The sequence below is a fragment of the Bacillus sp. AM1(2019) genome (assembly GCF_009906915.1).
GTDB classification, from domain to species: domain Bacteria; phylum Bacillota; class Bacilli; order Bacillales; family Bacillaceae; genus Bacillus; species Bacillus velezensis.
Genome location: NZ_CP047644.1, coordinates 2,542,480 through 2,561,405 on the forward strand (window position 1 = coordinate 2,542,480; position 18,926 = coordinate 2,561,405).

At 50.5% G+C, this 18,926-nt stretch carries 2 protein-coding genes; both read right to left on the minus strand.

Annotated features, from left to right (window positions below):
- Positions 1-11: 11 nt before the first annotated feature.
- Entirely contained in the window at positions 12-6,308 is a 6,297-nt protein-coding gene (locus tag GNE05_RS12455; protein ID WP_160182858.1) for a type I polyketide synthase, read from the minus strand.
- Positions 6,309-6,326: 18 nt separating this feature from the next.
- Positions 6,327-18,917, minus strand: coding sequence for an SDR family NAD(P)-dependent oxidoreductase (locus tag GNE05_RS12460; RefSeq protein WP_160182859.1), 12,591 nt, complete (start codon positions 18,915-18,917; stop codon positions 6,327-6,329).
- Between the last annotated feature and the right edge of the window lie 9 nt (positions 18,918-18,926).

Consider the following 18,926-nt stretch of genomic DNA (forward strand, 5'->3'; position numbering starts at 1 on the left):
TTTCAGCGCAATCAGTAAGTCTTCATTTGTTTCCAAAACGTATTTGGGCGGGACTTATGTGCGTTTTCATGCAGGCTTTCGGCTTTGTCCGGACGAATAGCCCGGCGTTTTAATTCCTGTCTCGGCAAAGGCTTTCTGACCGGGGTATACGCCTCTTGCTCCCAGGCTTCCACTATGACATGGGCATTCGTCCCTCCGTCAGCGAAACTGCTGACGGCGGCAATCCGCGGTGAATCCGTCCATTCACGCAGCGCGTGCGAAAAATAAAACGGCGAGGCGGACAGATCGTAATGCGTCATCGGCTCTTTGCCGGAAAGGAAAGGCACACGCATTCGGCGCGAGAGCATAAGCACTGTTTTAATGAAACCGGCAATCCCTTCAGCACATAACGGGTGCCCGATATTCGGCTTCATCGACCCTAATTCGCAAGGCGCGCTGTATTGCATACGGTATACCGCTTCAATCGCCCTCAGTTCCAAAAGATCGGTTACTTCAGAGCCTGAACCGTTTGCTTCAATGTAGCTGATATCCTCCGCTTTTCTGCCGCTTTTGGCAAGCGCCTTGGCCATCACTTCTTTCTGCGCCTGTATATTCGGTGTGGCAGGCCCCGCGGTTCTGCCGTCATTGTTTACGGAAATGCCTTTAATGACCGCATGAATCCGGTCTCCGTCTTTTACAGCCTGGGCCGCTGTTTTTAAATACACCATTCCGACGCCTTCTCCCAATACGATGCCGCCAGTGCGGCGGTCAAAAATATGAAACGCAGGCTCTTCGCTTAACAGATTGCGGAGTTCGAACATCCGGTGGGTTTGACCGGATTCCAGCAGACTGACTCCCCCGACCACCGCTGAGTCGATTTCACCGCAAGAAAGCGCCTGTATCGCCATATTCATACCGACAAGCGCTGAAGAACAGGCCGTATCCAAAACGAGACTCGGCCCCTTCAAATCAAAGAACTGAGAAAGATTGGCCGCTAAGTAATTCGGGCCGGCGGCGACTATCGGATTTTTTGCATGCTTCAGACGGTTTTCGTCAGGCATACTGCCCCCGCGTCCTCCTAAATAGACACCGGCTGACCTGCCTTTCATTTCTTGTAACGAGTAACCGCTGTCTCTGAACAGATGAAGCGCCTCTTCTAATATAAGAAAGGACTGGATATCCATTGCCTTGATGTCTTCTTCGGGAATAAGGAAAAACTCCGGGTCAAAATGCGTTACATTTTTTAAAAGGCCCGCATAATCCGCCTTCTCCGTTTTCCAGCGTTCTTTCGGCACCCTTTGAATGGCTGACGTTCCTTCAGACAGCAGCTTCCAATAAGCTTCAATTGATTCGGCTCCCGGAAAACGGCAGGACATTCCGACAACAGCGATATCTTGCGCCGCTGCACCGCCAGAAGGCTGAATAACAGCGGCTGCCGTTTGTTTGGGAACGTCCGGGATTACAGGCTGAACCGGTTTTGAAACGGCAGCTTTGATTTCCGGATATGCTGTTTCAAGCCATCCGGCCAGCGCAGCAACCGTAGGGTATTCATACAGCACCGCCGGGTCAAGGTCAGCTTTGATCCTCTTTCCGATCGCTCTGGACACTTGGGCAAGCATGATGGAATCGGCTCCGTAATCTTGAAACGGTGTATCAGATTCAAATCTTGACGGCTCCAGTCTTAATTCCCGGCAGCAAATGCCCGTCAGCCACTCCTCAACGCTTTCTGTATCGGCCTGTTCCTGCTGCTTTGTTTCAGTAAGGCCGGATGAAAGCAGCAGACGGTCAGGCTCCCATTTTTCCGGGTGAATGACGGCCGGCATAATAATAGACCCGCAATCGCCTGCCATAATGGCATCAAACAGGCTCAGCCCTTCTCTGTCAGTGATGCTCTTTAAACCGCTTTTCTGATAGGCCCGGCTTTTTGATTCGCCCATACCCGTTTCTTTCCAGCTCGGCCATTGGATGCTCAGCACCGGAAAACCTTTTGCGGCCGCAAAATAATCCATATAGGCGTTAGCCATGGCATAATCGCTTTGTCCCGATCCTAATTCCGGCACCACGCCGGACACTGAAGAAAACAGCGCAAAAAACCGGAGAGGCTCCTTATGCAGCGCTTGATACAAAAGGTCCAGTCCGTCTGTTTTAGGCTCAAGCACGGTCATCATCTGTTCTCTTGTTTTGCGGATAAAGGCCGGATGATCGAGATCTACGGCTCCCGCCGCGTGTATCACGCCTCCTATCGGCCCCATCTTCTCTTTCACCCGGCTGACGGCCTGCTCATATTCAGGGCCGGAAGATACAGACAGCACTTCCGTTCGGACACCTTTTTGTTCGAGCTCTCTGATTCTTCTCACTTTATCGGAAAACGGGGAATTCCGTTTGACATGATCATCCCACTCCGCTTTCGGAGGCATTGTTTCTTTTCCGGTAAGCACGAGTTTCGTGACTCCGTAACGTTCGGCAAAATGCCGGGCGAATAAATATCCGAGTCCCCGGGTCCCTCCGGTGATCCAAAGCACATGGTCTTTCGGAAATGAAAATTCTTTTTCAGCTAAGCTGTTTGTTTCCTTTAACCGCGCGTGATAGCGCACACCGTTTCGGTAACACACTTCGATGTCTTCAGAATCGCGAAAAAACTCCTCTGCGATCTGGTTTGCCAGCTCAGGATCTTCGGCAGTCCGTTCTGCATCCATATGCCGCGAACGGATATCCTTATACTCACTTTGGAGCATCCGGTACAATCCGGCCTTTTTTGCACCTGAGAGATTTATCGTTTCATTTGCAAAAGGTTCAAGCCCCTTTGTCACACAAAGCAGCTGAAGCTTTCGGCCGCGGTTTCTGTTGTCAATGAGAGACTGCATACGATGAATCCAGCCGTCATCATGATTGATTTCCGTCCCGCATCCGGTCACATCAATCAGACCGCCAAACCGGGCCGCGTCCCCGGATATTTCCGGTGATGCAGCGTCAATGATTTCAGACTCGGGGAAATAACGGGACAGCTCAACGGCAAAATTTCCTGTCTGGTGATCGGCGGCTATTCCGATGACGCCCCGCACTTCCTTAACCGGAACACTGCTGCTTTCTGCCCAGCTTTTCTGTAAAAAGCGGGTTTCACGAAATGTTTCAGAATGTGTTTCAGCACCGCGAACATTGTCAGGCGCTGCATCGTCCGGCCAATACCGATCCTTTATAAATGGATAACCGGGAAGGCTGATGCGGTGCGGCAGGCTGCCGTTATAAAGCTCTGACCAATCAATCTTCAGCCCTTTTACCCAAAGTTCCAGAAGCTTCGCGAATTTTTTTCGTTTCATCCATTTACGGACGGCTTCCTGCATATCTTCATCCTTAAAAACGGCTAGAATGTCTTTATACTGTTTGCTTTTCCCCCTGAAGCAGCCGTCTGTCCCGCCGTCAATAAAACGCTGCAGTTTTTCCGCTAACTGCTCTGTCGACGTCACGATAAACGCCGCACGTTCTTCCATCGCTTCTCTTCCGGTTTGAAGGGTGTAAGCCGCATCCCGGAGGCTGCGGTCTGTGACGTCATTTTTTCTGATCGCTTGAAGAAGCTGCTGCGCCCGCTGCTTCAGGCTGGCCTCCTGTTTGGCGGATAATAAAATGACTGCGGGATCTTCATCTGTGAATGGCTCAGAAATCTCCCTATCAGGTTCAATATATTCTTCTATCAATATGTGGGCATTTGCCCCGCCCGCGCCAAAAGAAGAGATGCCCGCGATTCTCGGAATCTCCTTTTGCGCTCCGTTTTCCTCAATGACCGGCCGCTTCCAGTCTGCCAATTCACGCTGCACCACAAACGGCGTCCGGTCAAATGCAATATTCGGATTCAATTTTCGGCAATGTAATGAGGGGGCAAGCTTTCGTTTTTGAAACTGGAGCAGCAGTTTCGTTACACCGGCAATGCCTGCCGCGGCTTCCAAATGCCCGATATTGGATTTAACTGAGCTGATGGCGCAAAAGCCTTTATCTGACGTTTTCGTTTGAAATGCGCGGGTCAAACCGTCAATTTCGATCGGATCTCCGAGTTCAGTGCCCGTGCCGTGGGCTTCGATACAGCTGATCATCCGCGGATGTATTCCTGATTTTTCAAGCGCGCCGGAAATCACGTCAGCCTGGGCGCTCGGACTCGGCACTGTATACCCGTTTGTTCTGCCGCCGTGATTGATATGAGTGCCGCGAATCACCCCGTAAATACGGTCCTTATCAGCTATCGCTTTTGACAGCGGCTTTAACAGCACGGCTCCGACGCCTTCCCCGGGAACAAATCCGTCCCCGCCTTCACCGAAACTTTTGCACGTTCCGTCTTTTGAAAGCATTCGATAGGCGCTGAGCTCCGCATAAGCCGAAGGATGCGTATACACATTCACACCGCCGGCAATCGCCATGTCGCATTCGCCGCGAAGGATGTTTTCACACGCTTCATGAATTGCAGTCAGAGAAGACGAGCACATCGTGTCGACCGGCATGCTCGGCCCTTTCAGATTAAGAAAATAGGAAACTCTGTTGGCCGCTGAACTGAACGACGTTTTCGGCTGCAGGGCGCCGCCGTTTTTCCAGTACATTCCGTACCCGTTTTTCGTAATGCCCGCAAAAACGCCGACCCGGCCGTTATACAGATTCTCAAGCTGTTCCTTCGTATAACCGGCATCCTCCATCACCTGCCAGCACATTTCAATAAAGAGACGCTCCTGCGGGTCCATATTCAAAGCATCACGGGGTGAAATTTGAAAAAACAGCGGATCAAAGAAAGCGGCATCTTTCAGAAACCCGCCCCGCTTACTGTAACTTTTCCCTTCTTTCACGGCCGCTTCGGGAACAGGGTTGTAGTACTTGTCCTTTTCCCAGCGCTCTTCGGGAATTTCCGTCACACAGTCTTTTCCGGCTGCTAAGTTATCCCAGTACGCTTCAAGTGTTTCAGCTTGCGGATAACGTCCGCTGACTCCGATAATCGCAATCCCTTCTTTTGTCTGGTTCTCATTGGAAAAAGAAGGCCGTTTCTTTCGCTTGATAAACGACGGAAGCACCGGAAAATCTTCATTTGCCAAAACCTGTTCTGATATGCCTGAACGGTGCTCATCATCATTTGTCCATTTTCGGCATTCTTTTGGATAATCAGTAACAAAGTGAGCTGCCAGGGAGCCCAGTGTCTTATATTCGTAAAAAACCGTTTTGGAAAGGTCACCGAAAAGCAGAGACAATTCGCGATTCAATTTCGTCACAGTGACTGAGTCGATTCCGTAGGTTTCCAGCGGCTCTTCAGTATCTATGTTGGAAACAGCAATTTTTGTAGTCAGGGCAAAAAGCGTTTTGAGCTGAAGAAGCGTTTGTTCATACAAACGTTCACTGCGGTGTTCGGCACTGATTTTTCCGGAAGCGCCCGTCTTGATGACAGGCTGCAGCTTCAACCCCGACAGGGAAGCCCATATTTTTCCTTCTTCGTCACATAAATCAATATAAAAACTCCCCGCCTTTTCTTGTATCTCGGCCCATACCTTGTCAGGACAAGATTCATAAAACAAAAGCTCGTCCAAAGAAACCGGGGCGAGCGTTTTATATTCTTTGCCGCCAAGCAGCGCGCATGCCTCTGTCACACTTTGCATCACACAGGGAGGGAGGCCGAATCGGGCGGATTCTTTTTGGTTTGTCAATGGGATTGATATGTCTGCCAGCATCCGTCCGGCTGAGGCGTAAATACGCTCAATTCCTTTCATGTGCTCACTGTATTGAACGGTGTCGTTCTGAGTGATGGCTTCAATTTGCTGCTGATCCATCAGGAAGCCGCTGTTTTCCTTCAAGCGGCTGATATCCAGCATGCCGGGCGCAGCATCAACTGGCTGAATCGTCCCTTGGCTGTACACATCATGATAACTGTAATCGGCAGAAAATGGATTATAAATCTCAAACCTTTTGGCTTCACCCTCTGCGGGTATCAGCCTGATTTCGATATGGAACGGCTCAGCCTCAGTCAGAATGGGCTTTGACCACACGATATGCGTCAGCCGGACAGCCTCAGTCTCCTTTACTGTCAAAACAGCCGCAGCTCTCGCCATTTCCAAAAGAAGTTCTCCGGGCATAAGCTTTTTACGCTGTAAAGAAACATCAGCGAGAAAAAATTCCCGGCCGCTGAAAGCTGCCGAGAATCCCTGTCCCGTTTCATCGGAAATATGCTGCTGAGCAAGCGGATGAAGGGATGCCGCTTGGCGAAGTCCCATCCGCATATCATAATCGCGCAAAATGCCGATCGCATCCTGTTTTGTCATTTTTTTATTTTTGACGTCAGAAAAAACCCGGTGCAGAAACTCTTTCATATGGTTTCCTCCATTACGCTAATCCCTGTAAAAACCGATCGTTCTTTTTACAGCGGCTTCTATGCTTATTTCGTTTTTCTCCAATTCATCTAGCAGGCGCTCATAAGACTCAAGCGGGGACGTATCAGTCTCATAAGTCTCCCGGTGCCTTATATGCTGCGCTCTGTGCGGTATCCAGCAATGTGTTTTCGCAAAAGGATAGACGGGCAGGCTGACTTTTTTTGGCCTTTCGTCCGGATATAATTTATTCCAGTCGACATGTAAACCTTGCACCCATAATTTTGCAAGCATTGCATACTTTCCTGCTTCCATCCATTGATCTACGGTCCCGCTCATTTCTGCGTTGTCCGTCATCTCTGTAAACAGCTGTTTCATCGCTTTGTTCCGGCCTGTAAAGAAATTCTGCCCCGTCTCCTTGCCGCTGAGGAAATCATTCAGCGCGTTCGTAAGCTCTTCTTTTGTTTCAGCAATGACGGCAAGGCGCTCTTCCATTTCATCCCGGCCAAGCTGAAGCGTATAAGCGATACCCGCAAGAGCTCCGTCAGCTGAATGTGACTTTTCCAAATATCTGCGCAGCTGTTCCGCACGTTCCTTCAGCTGTTCCGCCGTCTTTGCCGAGAGAATGAATAAGGACGGCTGAAGTTCACCGGACGTCCATTGTTTCTCTTCAACAGGAGAAACATATTCTTCGAGCACGACATGAGCATTGACACCGCCAAATCCGAACGAGCTGACACCCGCTCTCCGCGGCAGTTCATTTCCGCTATCATCAGTCGCCGCTTTCCACGGCTGAGTGTCGCGGACGAAATAAAACGGGCTGCCGTCGAGGCTGATATACGGATTAACGGTTTCACAATGCAGGCTTTTAACGAGCGTTTTGTGCTGCATCTGCAAAATAATTTTTAAAAGCCCGGCCATGCCGGCGGCAAGCTCTGTGTGGCCGATATTCGTTTTGACGGAACCGAGGCCGCAATGAGGCTGATCGGGCGCCGTTACTCCGGCTTTCTGATAAAGCGCTGCAAAAGCCGCTTTGAGTCCGTTGATTTCTATCGGATCTCCAAGCGCCGTTCCCGTGCCGTGGGCTTCAATATAACTCACTGTACGGGGGTCGATGTTCGCTTGCTGATACGCTTTTATCATGACTTCTGTCTGTGCTTTCGGATTCGGCGATGTAAGGGAAGCCGCCCTTCCGCCATGATTTTCCGCCGTTCCGCGAATAACGGCATAAATACGGTCGCCGTCACGTTCCGCATCGGATAATGTTTTCAAAACAATCATGCCGGCACCTTCAGCTCTGACATACCCGTCCGCTTGATCGGAAAATGTTTTGCAGCGCCCGTCTTCACTGAGCATTCCCGCTTTATTAAAGCTGATATGCATATCCGGCGACACAATGGCATTGACGCCTCCTGCAATCGCGATGCCGCAGTCTCCGGCCTGAATTGCCCTGACCGCACGGTGAACAGCGACCAATGAGCTTGAACAGGCGGTTTCGATCGGTTCGCTCGGCCCATGTATATTCAGAAAATAGCTCATGCGGTTCGGACCGATTGACGGAACCGTTCCGGCGGCGGAAGAACCCTCAATCTCTATATGGAACTTTGAAGCTTCCTGGGCGTAACCGCTGTTTGTCGTGCCTGCAAAAATGCCTGTATTTGTACCTGACAGGCTTTTGGCAGAGCAGCCGGCATCTTCAATCGCTTTCCATACATGCATCATTAAAAGTCTTTGCTGAGGATCCATCATTTCGGCTTCATGCGGAGAAATACCGAAAAATAAAGGATCAAATTGAGCGGTTTCATCAATGAAGCCGCCCCACTTTACATTGCTCGCATTTTTATCTTTCTGCGGATCTCCGTAATACTGTCTCCAGTCCCAGCGCTCCGGCGGTATTTCAGAAATGCAGTCCTTTTCTCCGGCTAAATTCTCCCAAAACATTTCCGGATTTTCAGCCATTGGAAATGCACAGCTGATTCCGATTATCGCCACGGGCTCAGGTGCAGCTGCGGTTTTTGTTTTAGGAAGGCGGGACGGAATCGAGAATGGCTCCGTCTTCATTTTTTTACGCACAACCGGTTTCTCCGTTTCTGTTTCTGCCTGTGAGCCGAATGTATCCGGATGTTCCGTCAGCAAGTATTGGGCAAAACTAAAGACTGTCGGGTATTCAAAAAATACGGCCGGTGTCAGTTCAAGCCCATACGTTTTATTTAGTTCATTTGCAAACTGCGTGAATGAAACCGAATCAAAGCCATAATCTCTCATCTCTGATTCAGCATCTATTTCTTCTTCTTTCACCTTCAGAATGCCTGATATCATATGTTTGAGTTCCGCTTGTACTTTATTTGGCAGATGGACGGGCGCCTTCGTTGAAACATGAATGCTACGGGACGGGTCCGGCGTTTCAGGCATCAGGTTTTTTCGAATCCGTTTTTCGTCGCCTTCTGCCACCATGACCTGGTGTTCTCCGGAGGCAAAAGCGGCGTAAAGCGCTTGGATGCCTGACGCCGATCGCATGGCTTTCATTCCGGTCTGTTCGTACATCAGCCGTTCGGTCTCTTTGTCCACGCGCATACCGCCCTCTTCCCAAAGCGGCCAGTTGACGGACAGGGTCTGCCCGCTCCGCTTGTTGTCCCGCACGAGACGGTTTCGGCGGGCTGCATAAACATCCATAAATGCGTTGGCTGCCGCATAACCGGCCTGCCCCGGATTTCCCATGCCTCCCGCTAAGGAAGAAAACAGAATGAAAAAGTCCAGCCGCACATCTTTCGCTGCTTCATCAAGATTGATAAGCCCTTTCACTTTCGGCGCCATGACGGTCTTCCGTTCGTTTTCTGTCTGGTTCAGAATGTAGTTGTCGGCGATCACGCCGGCCCCGTGAATGATTCCGTCAAGTGTTCCGTGCTCCTCCTGTATGCCGCGGACGAGGGCGATGACCGCCGCCTTGTCTGTCACGTCAACCGGTTTGTAAAATACGCGGGCACCCGACGCTTCCAAGCGCCGTAAGCGGGCGGAGCGGTCTTCATCAAGCGCTTCCGCCCTCCCCGTTAATATGAGGACGGCGTTTTTGACGCGGGAGGCTATTTCTTCAGCGAAAATCAGTCCGATGCCGCCCGCTCCCCCGGTGAGGAGGTAAACCCCTTCGTCTTTCCACGGAACGGCGCCGCTTTGAGGGGCCGGCAGATGACGCCAGTTTCTGACGAGACGTTTGCCGTCTTCATAACGGATTTCCGCTTGTTCAGGATGCGCCCGGTTTTCTTTCAGCTTGGCAAGAAGCGATGATGCTGACTCGTTCGGATCGGCTTGGATGACTTGGCCGTACAGCTTCGGATGTTCAAGGTGAGCCGTTTTCAGAAAAGCGGCCAGCCCTGCCAATACATTGTCTTCCCCCCTGTCGGGGACAAGAAGCTGGATCAGCGTTTTTCCCTTCTGTTTTTCTTTGATAAGACGCGTGACGATCGCTGACAGCTCCGCCGCGCAGGCGTCATAACGGTCTTCAATCGGACCTTCGCCGTCAGCCGCACATACGGCGCCGCTTATGTCCTCAGCGTTCATTCCGCCATACAGCGTCACGTATCTGAAAGACTCTTCTTGTCCGCCGCCTTCACTCGGCGGTGATTCCTGCCACTTTGGCTGAAGCAAGAGCGGTTTTTCCTCCGTGTCCTCTTCCAGAAAACGGGCGGTGAGCCCCGTCAATCGGACACATACCGCGCCGTTTTCATCACACAGCTCAATATGATAGGCGCCGGCCGCTGAGGAAAGCACCGCCCACATCGTCTCACGGCACGCAGAAAACACCTGCATATCCTGGAGGGCAAACGGCAGGAACGGCCGTCCGGATGCAGAACCGTCTGAGAGCACGAGACCGATAGAAGCCTGAAGGGCGGCGTCCAGCATGCTCGGATGCAGGATGAACGGCTCCTTTTCTTCGCGGGCGGACGGCGGAAGAGTGAGCTTCGCGAGCACTTCTCCGTTTCCGGCATAGACGGCGTCAAGCGCCTGATGCGACGGTCCGTAGGTGATGCCGAGGCTGTCGAACGCTTCATAGCACTCAGCCTTTGACATACGCCGGCCGCCGCAGCGCGCCTGAATCGCTTCCACATCGAGTACAGGAGCACGCTCCGTCTCTTCGAGCACGGCCTTTCCCTGTAAAAAGACAAGCGGCTCTTCCCCTTCGGCATACGCTTCAAAAGCGATGTCTCCGTTTTCTTCCGGCTGAAGCTTTACATGAAGCGTCACTCCTTCAGAAAGCGCCGTCACCGGCCGGAGCCAAACGATCTGTTTGAGCCGGACACCCGTTTTCCCGCCGGGCAAGTCTTCAGCTGCCAGCGTAACGGCGGCCCGGGCCATTTCTAAAGCAGCTGCGCCCGGAAGCACCGGTTTTCCATTGACGATATGATCGGCAAAAAACGGTTCATGCCCTGAAAAAACAGAAGTAAAGCGCTGGGCGGTAAAGGTCGATGTATTCGCGTGGAGCAGCGGGTGGAGTCTGGCTGCTTTCTCACTTTTCGCTGAGCCTGTTTTGTCAAGTGACACATCAGCTTTTGTCACCCAATATCGGTCTTTGGCAAAAGGGTAGGCCGGGAGACTGATGCGGCCCGGGTTGCGCTGATAAAGAGCTGACCAATCGACGTCAAGTCCTTTAACCCAAAGGTCAAGCAGCTTTCCGTATTTCCCTTTTTTCAGCCAGGCTTTTATGGTAAGCGCCATATCTTCATCAGAAATGAGTGAAGCCGCCAATGAATGATGTTTGGCTGTCCTGCCCAGCCAGATATGAGCATGTTCGATATTATGATCGTTTGAGAAACTCATAAGCTTCATTTTCAGTTCTTCTATCGACTCGGCCGTAAATGCAAGCCGCTCAGCCATCGGTTCTCTTCCCGTCTGAAGCGTGTAAGCGATCTTGGCTAAATCCCCGTCAGAACGTTTTTTTCTTATGACATCATCCAGAAGCTGGCGGGCGCGCTCTGTCAATTGCTGCTCATTTCGAGCTGATAAAATAATAACAGCCGGTTTTTGCGGAGAAACAGACGCGTTTTCCATTGGTTTCAGGCTGTCAGACGGCACATATTCCTGAATGATGACATGCGCGTTTGAACCTCCTGCTCCAAACGAGGAAATGCCGGCAATTCTCGGATATTCCTTCATTTTACCCGTGATATTCAAGACAGGTCGTTTCCATTCCGTTTCTTTTTGCTGTACGAAAAACGGAGTGTGCTCAAACTCAATATTCGGATTCAATTCCGCCGCATGCAATGAAGGGGCAATCCTCTTATGTTTCAATTGCAGAAGCAGTTTGGTGATCCCCGCAATCCCGGCAGCGCTTTCTAAATGTCCGATATTTGATTTAATTGAACCGATGGAACAAAACTGCCGGTCTTCTGTTGTCAGGCGAAAAGCTTTCGTTAACCCGTCGATTTCAATCGGATCACCGAGCGCAGTGCCCGTTCCGTGGGCTTCCAAGTAACTGACCGTTCTCGGGTGAATGTCTGTCCGTTTCAACGTCTCTGCGATCAGATCAAACTGCGCTTTCGGATTCGGCACCATATAAGCGTTTGTCCTGCCTGCTGCGTTCAGCATGCTTCCTTTGATAACGCCGTAAATATGATCGCCGTCTTTCTCCGCTTGAGCAAGCGGCTTTAACACAATCGCCCCTACTCCTTCACCGTCAACAAAACCGTCCGCACTGTCTCCGAAAGATTTGCATTTATCACCGGGAGACAGCATTGAAAAAGCGGACAGCCGCTCATAGTGGGCCGGATCAACGATAAGATTGACTCCGCCGGCAATCGCTGTTTCACTCATTCCGCTCCGCAGGCTTTCTGCAGCGAGATGGACAGCTGTTAAAGAAGAAGAGCATGCTGTATCCACAGCCATACTCGGCCCTTGGAAATTGAACAAAAACGATACTCTGTTTGCAATAGACCAGTCGCTGGGAACCGTCGGGTAATTGCTGTTCATCACACCGACAAAGACTCCGATTTTCCGGCTGTCACAAAGCGTGGCCGGGGTGTACCCCGCATCTTCAATGCTTGAATAAGCAGTCTGCAGAAACACTCTTTCCTGCGGATCCATCCTCTCAGCTTCCGCGGGAGATATACGGAAAAACAGCGGATCAAATGTATCAATGTCATCGAGAAAACCGCCCCATTTTGAATAAATGGACCCCCATTTTCCGCGTTCCTCGTTATAAAACGTTTTCCAGTCCCAGCGATCTTTCGGCACTTCAGTAATAGAATGCCTGCCGGCTTTTATATTTTCCCACAGCTCATCAACGTGATCGGCGCCCGGATACCGGCCTGACAGACCGATGACAGCGATATCCCGGATATAGGGATCTCCGTTCGTCCTTTCGCCTTCCTCGTTTTGAGGAATTTTGTTTTGTTTTACATTCAGGTTATCTGTGTGATCAGACAGCTGCTCCTCACGCACACCCATCGCTTTCATAAATGCTCCCCGCTGAGAAAGAAGCAGGTAATCCGCGATTTCTTCTATCGTCTGATATTCAAAAAAGAGGGTGCTAGTCATTTGGTCAAACACGTTACGAAAGGCATTTGTGAGCCTGACGACCAGAATAGAATCCAAACCGTATGCGGTTAAGGAAACCGACGGATCCATTCTCCCGCTCGGAATCTTCAGCGTTTTTCCTATTAATTCCGTCAGATATGCGATGCCCCGTTCCCTTACGTTTGGAATCGGCGCGGCGCTTTCTGCGGGAGCCTGCACCCGTCCGGCGTTTTCGGGATGAGCCCGTCCATTCCCGAATTGCCGCTCGAGCGCTTCTTTACGGGAAGACAGAAAGTAATCAGCAAGCTCATCAATGGTTTGATATTCAAAAAACAAAGTGCTGCTGACAGAACCGAAGACGTCTTTTAACGCGTTGGTCAGTCTGACGACCAGTATGGAATCCAATCCGTATGCGGTTAAAGGTTCATAGGATAAAAGACGATGCGCCGGCACTTTAAGCGCTTCACCGATGACCTTCTTCATCAGTTCAACGCTTTTTTCTCTCAAGCTGAAATGCAAAGTATCATCCGAAAGACCATCTGCGTCATACGGACGGCGCTCCGGTTTTTCTTCTGACGCCTGCGGGAGGGCAAGCCTGACCGTTCCGTCACTTTCAGCCGCTATAATCTGCTGGCCTAAGTCGTGTGCGGCTTCAGCTGGAAACAGAGGATGGACGAACCCTTCAAGCGAAAGCGCTTCCGCCCAGCCGGCCGGATCAACCCCCGGACAGCCCGGAATCCGTAAATCATGATCCTCATACAGCCACCAGCCTTCAAGAAGGCCGAACGTCACATGGTTGAATATGGTACGGCTGTTGATCTCATTTATAAACAGCTGGCCGTTTTTTTGCAGCATTGCTTTCGCATGGCGCAGCGTAGAGCGGATATTTTTTGTCGCATGAAGCACATTGGTCGCGATCACTGCGTCATACGTGCCGATGTCCGGCGCTTCTGCTGATACCGGCTGCTCAGCGTTGAATATTTTATAAGTGACATAAGGATATTCCGGACCGAATATGTCTTCTGCATGTAAAAGAAATGCTTTAGAAATATCCGTGAAACAATATTCGGCAATATGCGCTTCATACGGTTTCAATTTTCTCATGACCGCGGCGCTCGTCCCGCCCGTTCCGGCTCCGATTTCTAAAATGCGGATTTTCGCCTGCGGGTCTTTTTCCAGACGTTCCTTCAAAACTGCAATCAATGTGTCAGCAAGCTTGTCATTGAAAAAATCAGAAATGATATTATTGCGGTAAATGCCTTCCACAAGACGGAAAGAGGAGTCAGGGAACATCACTTCCGTTGCCGGAAGCTTACCGGTTAAAATGTCTGGAAGCACACGCAATGTCTCTTCTGCCAATCTGACATGCGCCCTCATGTCTTTCTGGCGCAGCCAAGTCTCTTTTTTCCGCTCCCATTCCTCCCACACCTGCCCTAGATCCGTTTTTTCCGGAGCAAGCGCTAATTTATTCAGGAGGACAAAGCTCTCTTTCAGCCATCTGCTGTATTGTTCCGTTATGCCGGCAGCCGATTGAAATAACGGCAAAGCCTGACCAAGCCCGGCTCCCATCTCATAAAGGGTTGATACAAGCATTTTTTCAATAAGGGACTCCATCTCTCTCATGCAGCTCATGACACTTGATGCTTTTAACCGCTCAGCTTCGTCATTCTGCGTGATGTTAACCGTTAATTGTCCGAGTGCGGAAGGAATCTTTTCCGGATAAACCGTTACTTGTTCTTTCAGATCGTCTTTCATAAAAACCGGATCTGTCGTTTTGATCAGCGCCAGCTGGTCATGAGGTCCGGAAAGCAGGGTTTCCAGCGTTTTCATCGCTTCGGGCGCCTCAATAGAAGCGATTCCGTCCCGCTCCATCCGTTTCCGGTATTGTTCTGAAGCGACGACGCCGACACTTCCCCAAAAGCCCCAATTGACAACTTTTACGGCATACGGCGCTTTCTGTGAGATCCGCTTAGCAAAAGCGTCTTTAAACGTGCACCCGGCGGCATAATTGCTCTGTCCCGGCGCTTTTTGAAACGACATCATCGAAGAGAAAAACAGCAAGAAATCCAGGGGTTCCCCTTCAGCTACCCGGGCAATCTGCAAGCTCACATCAGTTTTTGCAGAAAGTGACGCGCGGAACTGATCCTCTTCCATATTGGCAAAACTGCGGTCTGATAACACGATGGCGGAATGAATGATTCCGCGGACCTTTCCATTTTCCTTTACAATGGTGTCATACGCCCGTTTGAGAGAGTCATAATCGGCAGCATCCGCGCTGAAATATTGCGGTGCGGGACCTAAAGCTGCAAGTCTTTTCAGCTTTCTTTCAATCTGTGTATCTTTTTTCCGTCTCCCGATCCAGATAATTTTCGCCTGATAGGTCTGAATCATATATTCAGTCCATACTTCTCCTATTCCGCCTGCTCCGCCGATAATCACATAAACCCCGCCGTGCCGGTATAATGAAGGCTCATCTGCATGAGGCCGGCAGACGGCCAATTGCTGTCGGTGCCACTGACCTGCACGAAAGACCCACGGATTTCCCTCGGGGTCCGACGGTAAAGAGAAGACATCAGGAAGATGCCGGTCTCCCCTTTGAGATTCCAAATCAAGAAGCCGGATGCTCCAATTGGTGTATTCTTTTGCGAGCGACCCCGCTAATCCGTGTATGCTTGCATGACTCGGATTGACCTCATCATGTTCATGAATCGGCTGTGCTTGAAACGTGCAGATTGTCAATGATAGTTGTTCCGTGTCAAAATTCAGAAGCAGAAGCGCTTTTACCAGCCGGAAAAGCTGCATGACCCCGTGCTCCTGTCCCTCGGCCGTATCCGCATCATAAACGGATGGAATAGGATGATCCGGCGCCGCCCATATCATGTGTTGAAAAGAGCCTTGCGCTTTCAGTGTTTCAGCCATTTGTTCCGCGCTGTCCAAAGAAGTGATGTCCGGAAAACGGACATCGGAATACATCTCTTTCAAAGCCTGCTGAACATCCGGCCCGGCCCCGATGACGATTATTTTTTCTTCACGCATGAAAGGCATGCCGGTTTCCGGAATGGTGACGGTGTTCCAAACCGGTGTCATAAGCAATTCCGTTTCACGGCTTTTCTTCGGCGTGACGCCGGCTTTTTGGTTAAACCCGGCGCTTTCCTGCACCTCTTTTATGATAAAATCTTTCACTGCCGCCAACAGCACGCCGCGCTCATCACAAATATGCAGATCAAATTGGTGAACGGAGGCCGCTTTTACCTCCGCATGCACAAATACGGTTTTCGCTAACGGTTCAAGCAGCTGTATTTCTCCGAAGGAAAACGGTACGATAAGCGCAGGCTCTTTTTGAAATTGCAGCACATGCGCCATTGCAGTTTGAACAGCGCCATCCATTAAGGACGGATGTAGGATGTACTGTTTAAAATCGGCTTCCAAGTGTGACGGGAGCGTTAATTTGGCCAGTGCTTTGCTTTCTGTATAAGAGAATTCGCGGATGACCTGAAAACTGTCCTTTTGCACGATTCCCGCCTCAGAGAACGAGTGATAGATGTCTTTCGGCTCCGTTCTCTGCGCAAATGGCGCCGGGAGCTGAAAAGCCGGGGCCTCAAAAGACGCTCCTTTTTCTTTACAAATCACTTCTCCTTGCGAAAAGAGGGCGCCGTCCGCTCCTTTTTCTTTAATGACATAGCTTATACGCTCTTTTTCTGCTTCAAACTCTATCATGACGGATCTTAGGTCTGTCCCTGTCACAATCGGCTCCATGTACCACACACTTTGAAGAGAGACGACCGGGCGTTCTCCCCACAATCCCGCGCCGTATGCCGCCATTTCCAGATGACAGACTCCGGGAAGCACATATTTTTCGTTCACTAAATGATCTTTAAAGAAATATTCATCCTTGGAAAATATCTTTTGAAACGTCCCTTTCCGGGCGGATGAAATATTCTCATCAAGCAGAGGATGCAGCGCTTCACGCCTTTTGGTATTTTGGGGCTTTTTTGTATACCGCTTTTTTTGATCGGTCAGCCAGGATGTTTCCTTTAAAAACGGGTACGTAGGAAGCGGAACTTTCTGATACGGCGTTTCCGGCTTTTTGCAACCTTGAAGACCTTTCACCCACAGCTCGGCAAATTTCTCAGGATCTGAAACGGATTGGCCTGAAACGTCCGGCCGCCCGGGTGACGCTTTTCCGAAGTAAATATGTCTTTCGTCTCTGTGACCGCTTACAAATCCGTCCAATCGCTGTTTCAGCTCAGAAAGGGATGACGCAATGACAGCAAGCCGGAAGGAGAAAGGCTCTCTGCCTGACAATAGGGTGGCAGCGATATTTTCCAGACTGTATCCGCCGGCAGAAGGCAGGTTTTCCAAGCGGGCAAGAAAGGAGCTCAATTTCCCGGCATATTCTTTCAGCTGCTGTTCGGAATGTGCGCTTAATACGACGGCATGCGGTTTTGGCTCAGTATTCCCGTCCGCTTGCCGTTTTGGCTGATAAGCACCTACGATCAGATGGGCATTAGAGCCTCCTGCGCCGAATGAACTGATTGCGGCGATTCTCGGTTTATCTCCTTCAGCCGGCCACGGCCGGTTGTTTCGGACGACATAAAATGGCGAATCAGAAAAAGAAATCTTGCGGTTCAGTTCCGCGGAGTGCAGACTGGCGGGAAGCGTTTCATGTTTCATGCTTAAAAGCACCTTGATTAAACCGGCGATCCCTGCAGCCGCTTCCAAATGTCCGATATTGGATTTCACCGAGCCGATTCCGCAGTCATTTTTCTCATCGGTCTGTTTATCAAATGCCATAGACAGGCCGCGTATCTCAATCGGATCGCCGAGCGCCGTGCCGGTTCCGTGAGCTTCAATGTAGCTGATATCCGCCGGACTTACCGCGGCTCTGTTTAGAGCGGATAAAATCAGGTCCCGGTGCGCTTCCGGATTCGGCACCGTATACCCGGTCGTTTTGCCGCCGTGATTAGTGGCGGACCCCTTAATGACACCGTAGATGTGGTCTTTGTCCGCAATCGCTTTTTTCAATGGTTTTAATAAAACGGCTCCCGCGCCTTCGCCGGGCACGTAACCGTCTCCGCCTTCACCGAAACTGCGGCATTTTCCTTCAGAAGACAGAAAATGCGATTGGCTTAAAAACATGTATTTTTGCGGATGTAAGCTGAGGTTGACGCCTCCGGCCAGCGCCATTTCACAGTCGCCCGACATAATGGCCTGACAAGCCTGATGGACGGCGACAAGCGATGAAGAACACGCCGTATCAACAGCGATGCTCGGCCCATGGAGATCAAGGAAATAAGAAACCCGGTTCGGAATGCCCCAATATAAGGAGCCGGGGCCTTTATACTGATCTTTGAGGAAACCTTCTTCGTGTGCAATTAATGAATATTCATTCCAGGTCACTCCGGCGAATACACCGATTTGATCCGTCGGCCTCGCCGCCGGGTTCCCGTAACCGGCATCCTCCATCGCTTCCCAGCAGCACGTGACATACAATTTTTGCTGAGGGTCCATTAAATCAGCTTCCCACGGGGAAACAGAAAAAAACAGCGGGTCAAATCGATCCGGACGATCAATAAAACCTCCCCATTTACTGTATGACGCGTATTCTGCCGTTTTCTCTTCCGAGTAATAAGAGCTGTCCCATCTGTCCTCAGGGATTTCGGAGACACAATCTTTATTTTCCATTAAATTGTTCCAAAAATCATGCTGGTTTTCCGCTTTCGGAAACGTCCCGCTCATTCCGATAACCGCAATATCAGAACTCCTGTCCGTTCCCGGTTCGGGCACCTTTTCAGCCGCCTGTACAGGAAGCACTTCTTCCTGCCGACTTCCCGTATCAGGCTCCGTTTCTTTGAATTCAAGAACGCTTTCGGGATTTCGTTTCTGCGCACTTAAAAACTCACTCAATTTCTCAATGTTCGGATATTCAAACAGCAGCGTTTCAGAAAGGCCGGTAAATTCTTTATGCAATATGGTCATGATTTCTTCACTGATGAGAGACGTCACGCCAAGAGTAAAAAAAGCGGTTTTATCTTCTGCTTCGGTCACCTCGGCACCCAGCTTTTCCGCTATTACCGTTCTTAAAAATTCGTTAATACATTTCATGAGGATACC

What these genes read in the sequence shown, in the direction of transcription:
- GNE05_RS12455 (WP_160182858.1), bottom strand. Translation starts at nt 6,308, where the DNA reads ATGAAAGAGTTTCTGCACCGGGTTTTTTCTGACGTCAAAAATAAAAAA.
- GNE05_RS12460 (WP_160182859.1), bottom strand. Translation starts at nt 18,917, where the DNA reads ATGAAATGTATTAACGAATTTTTAAGAACGGTAATAGCGGAAAAGCTG.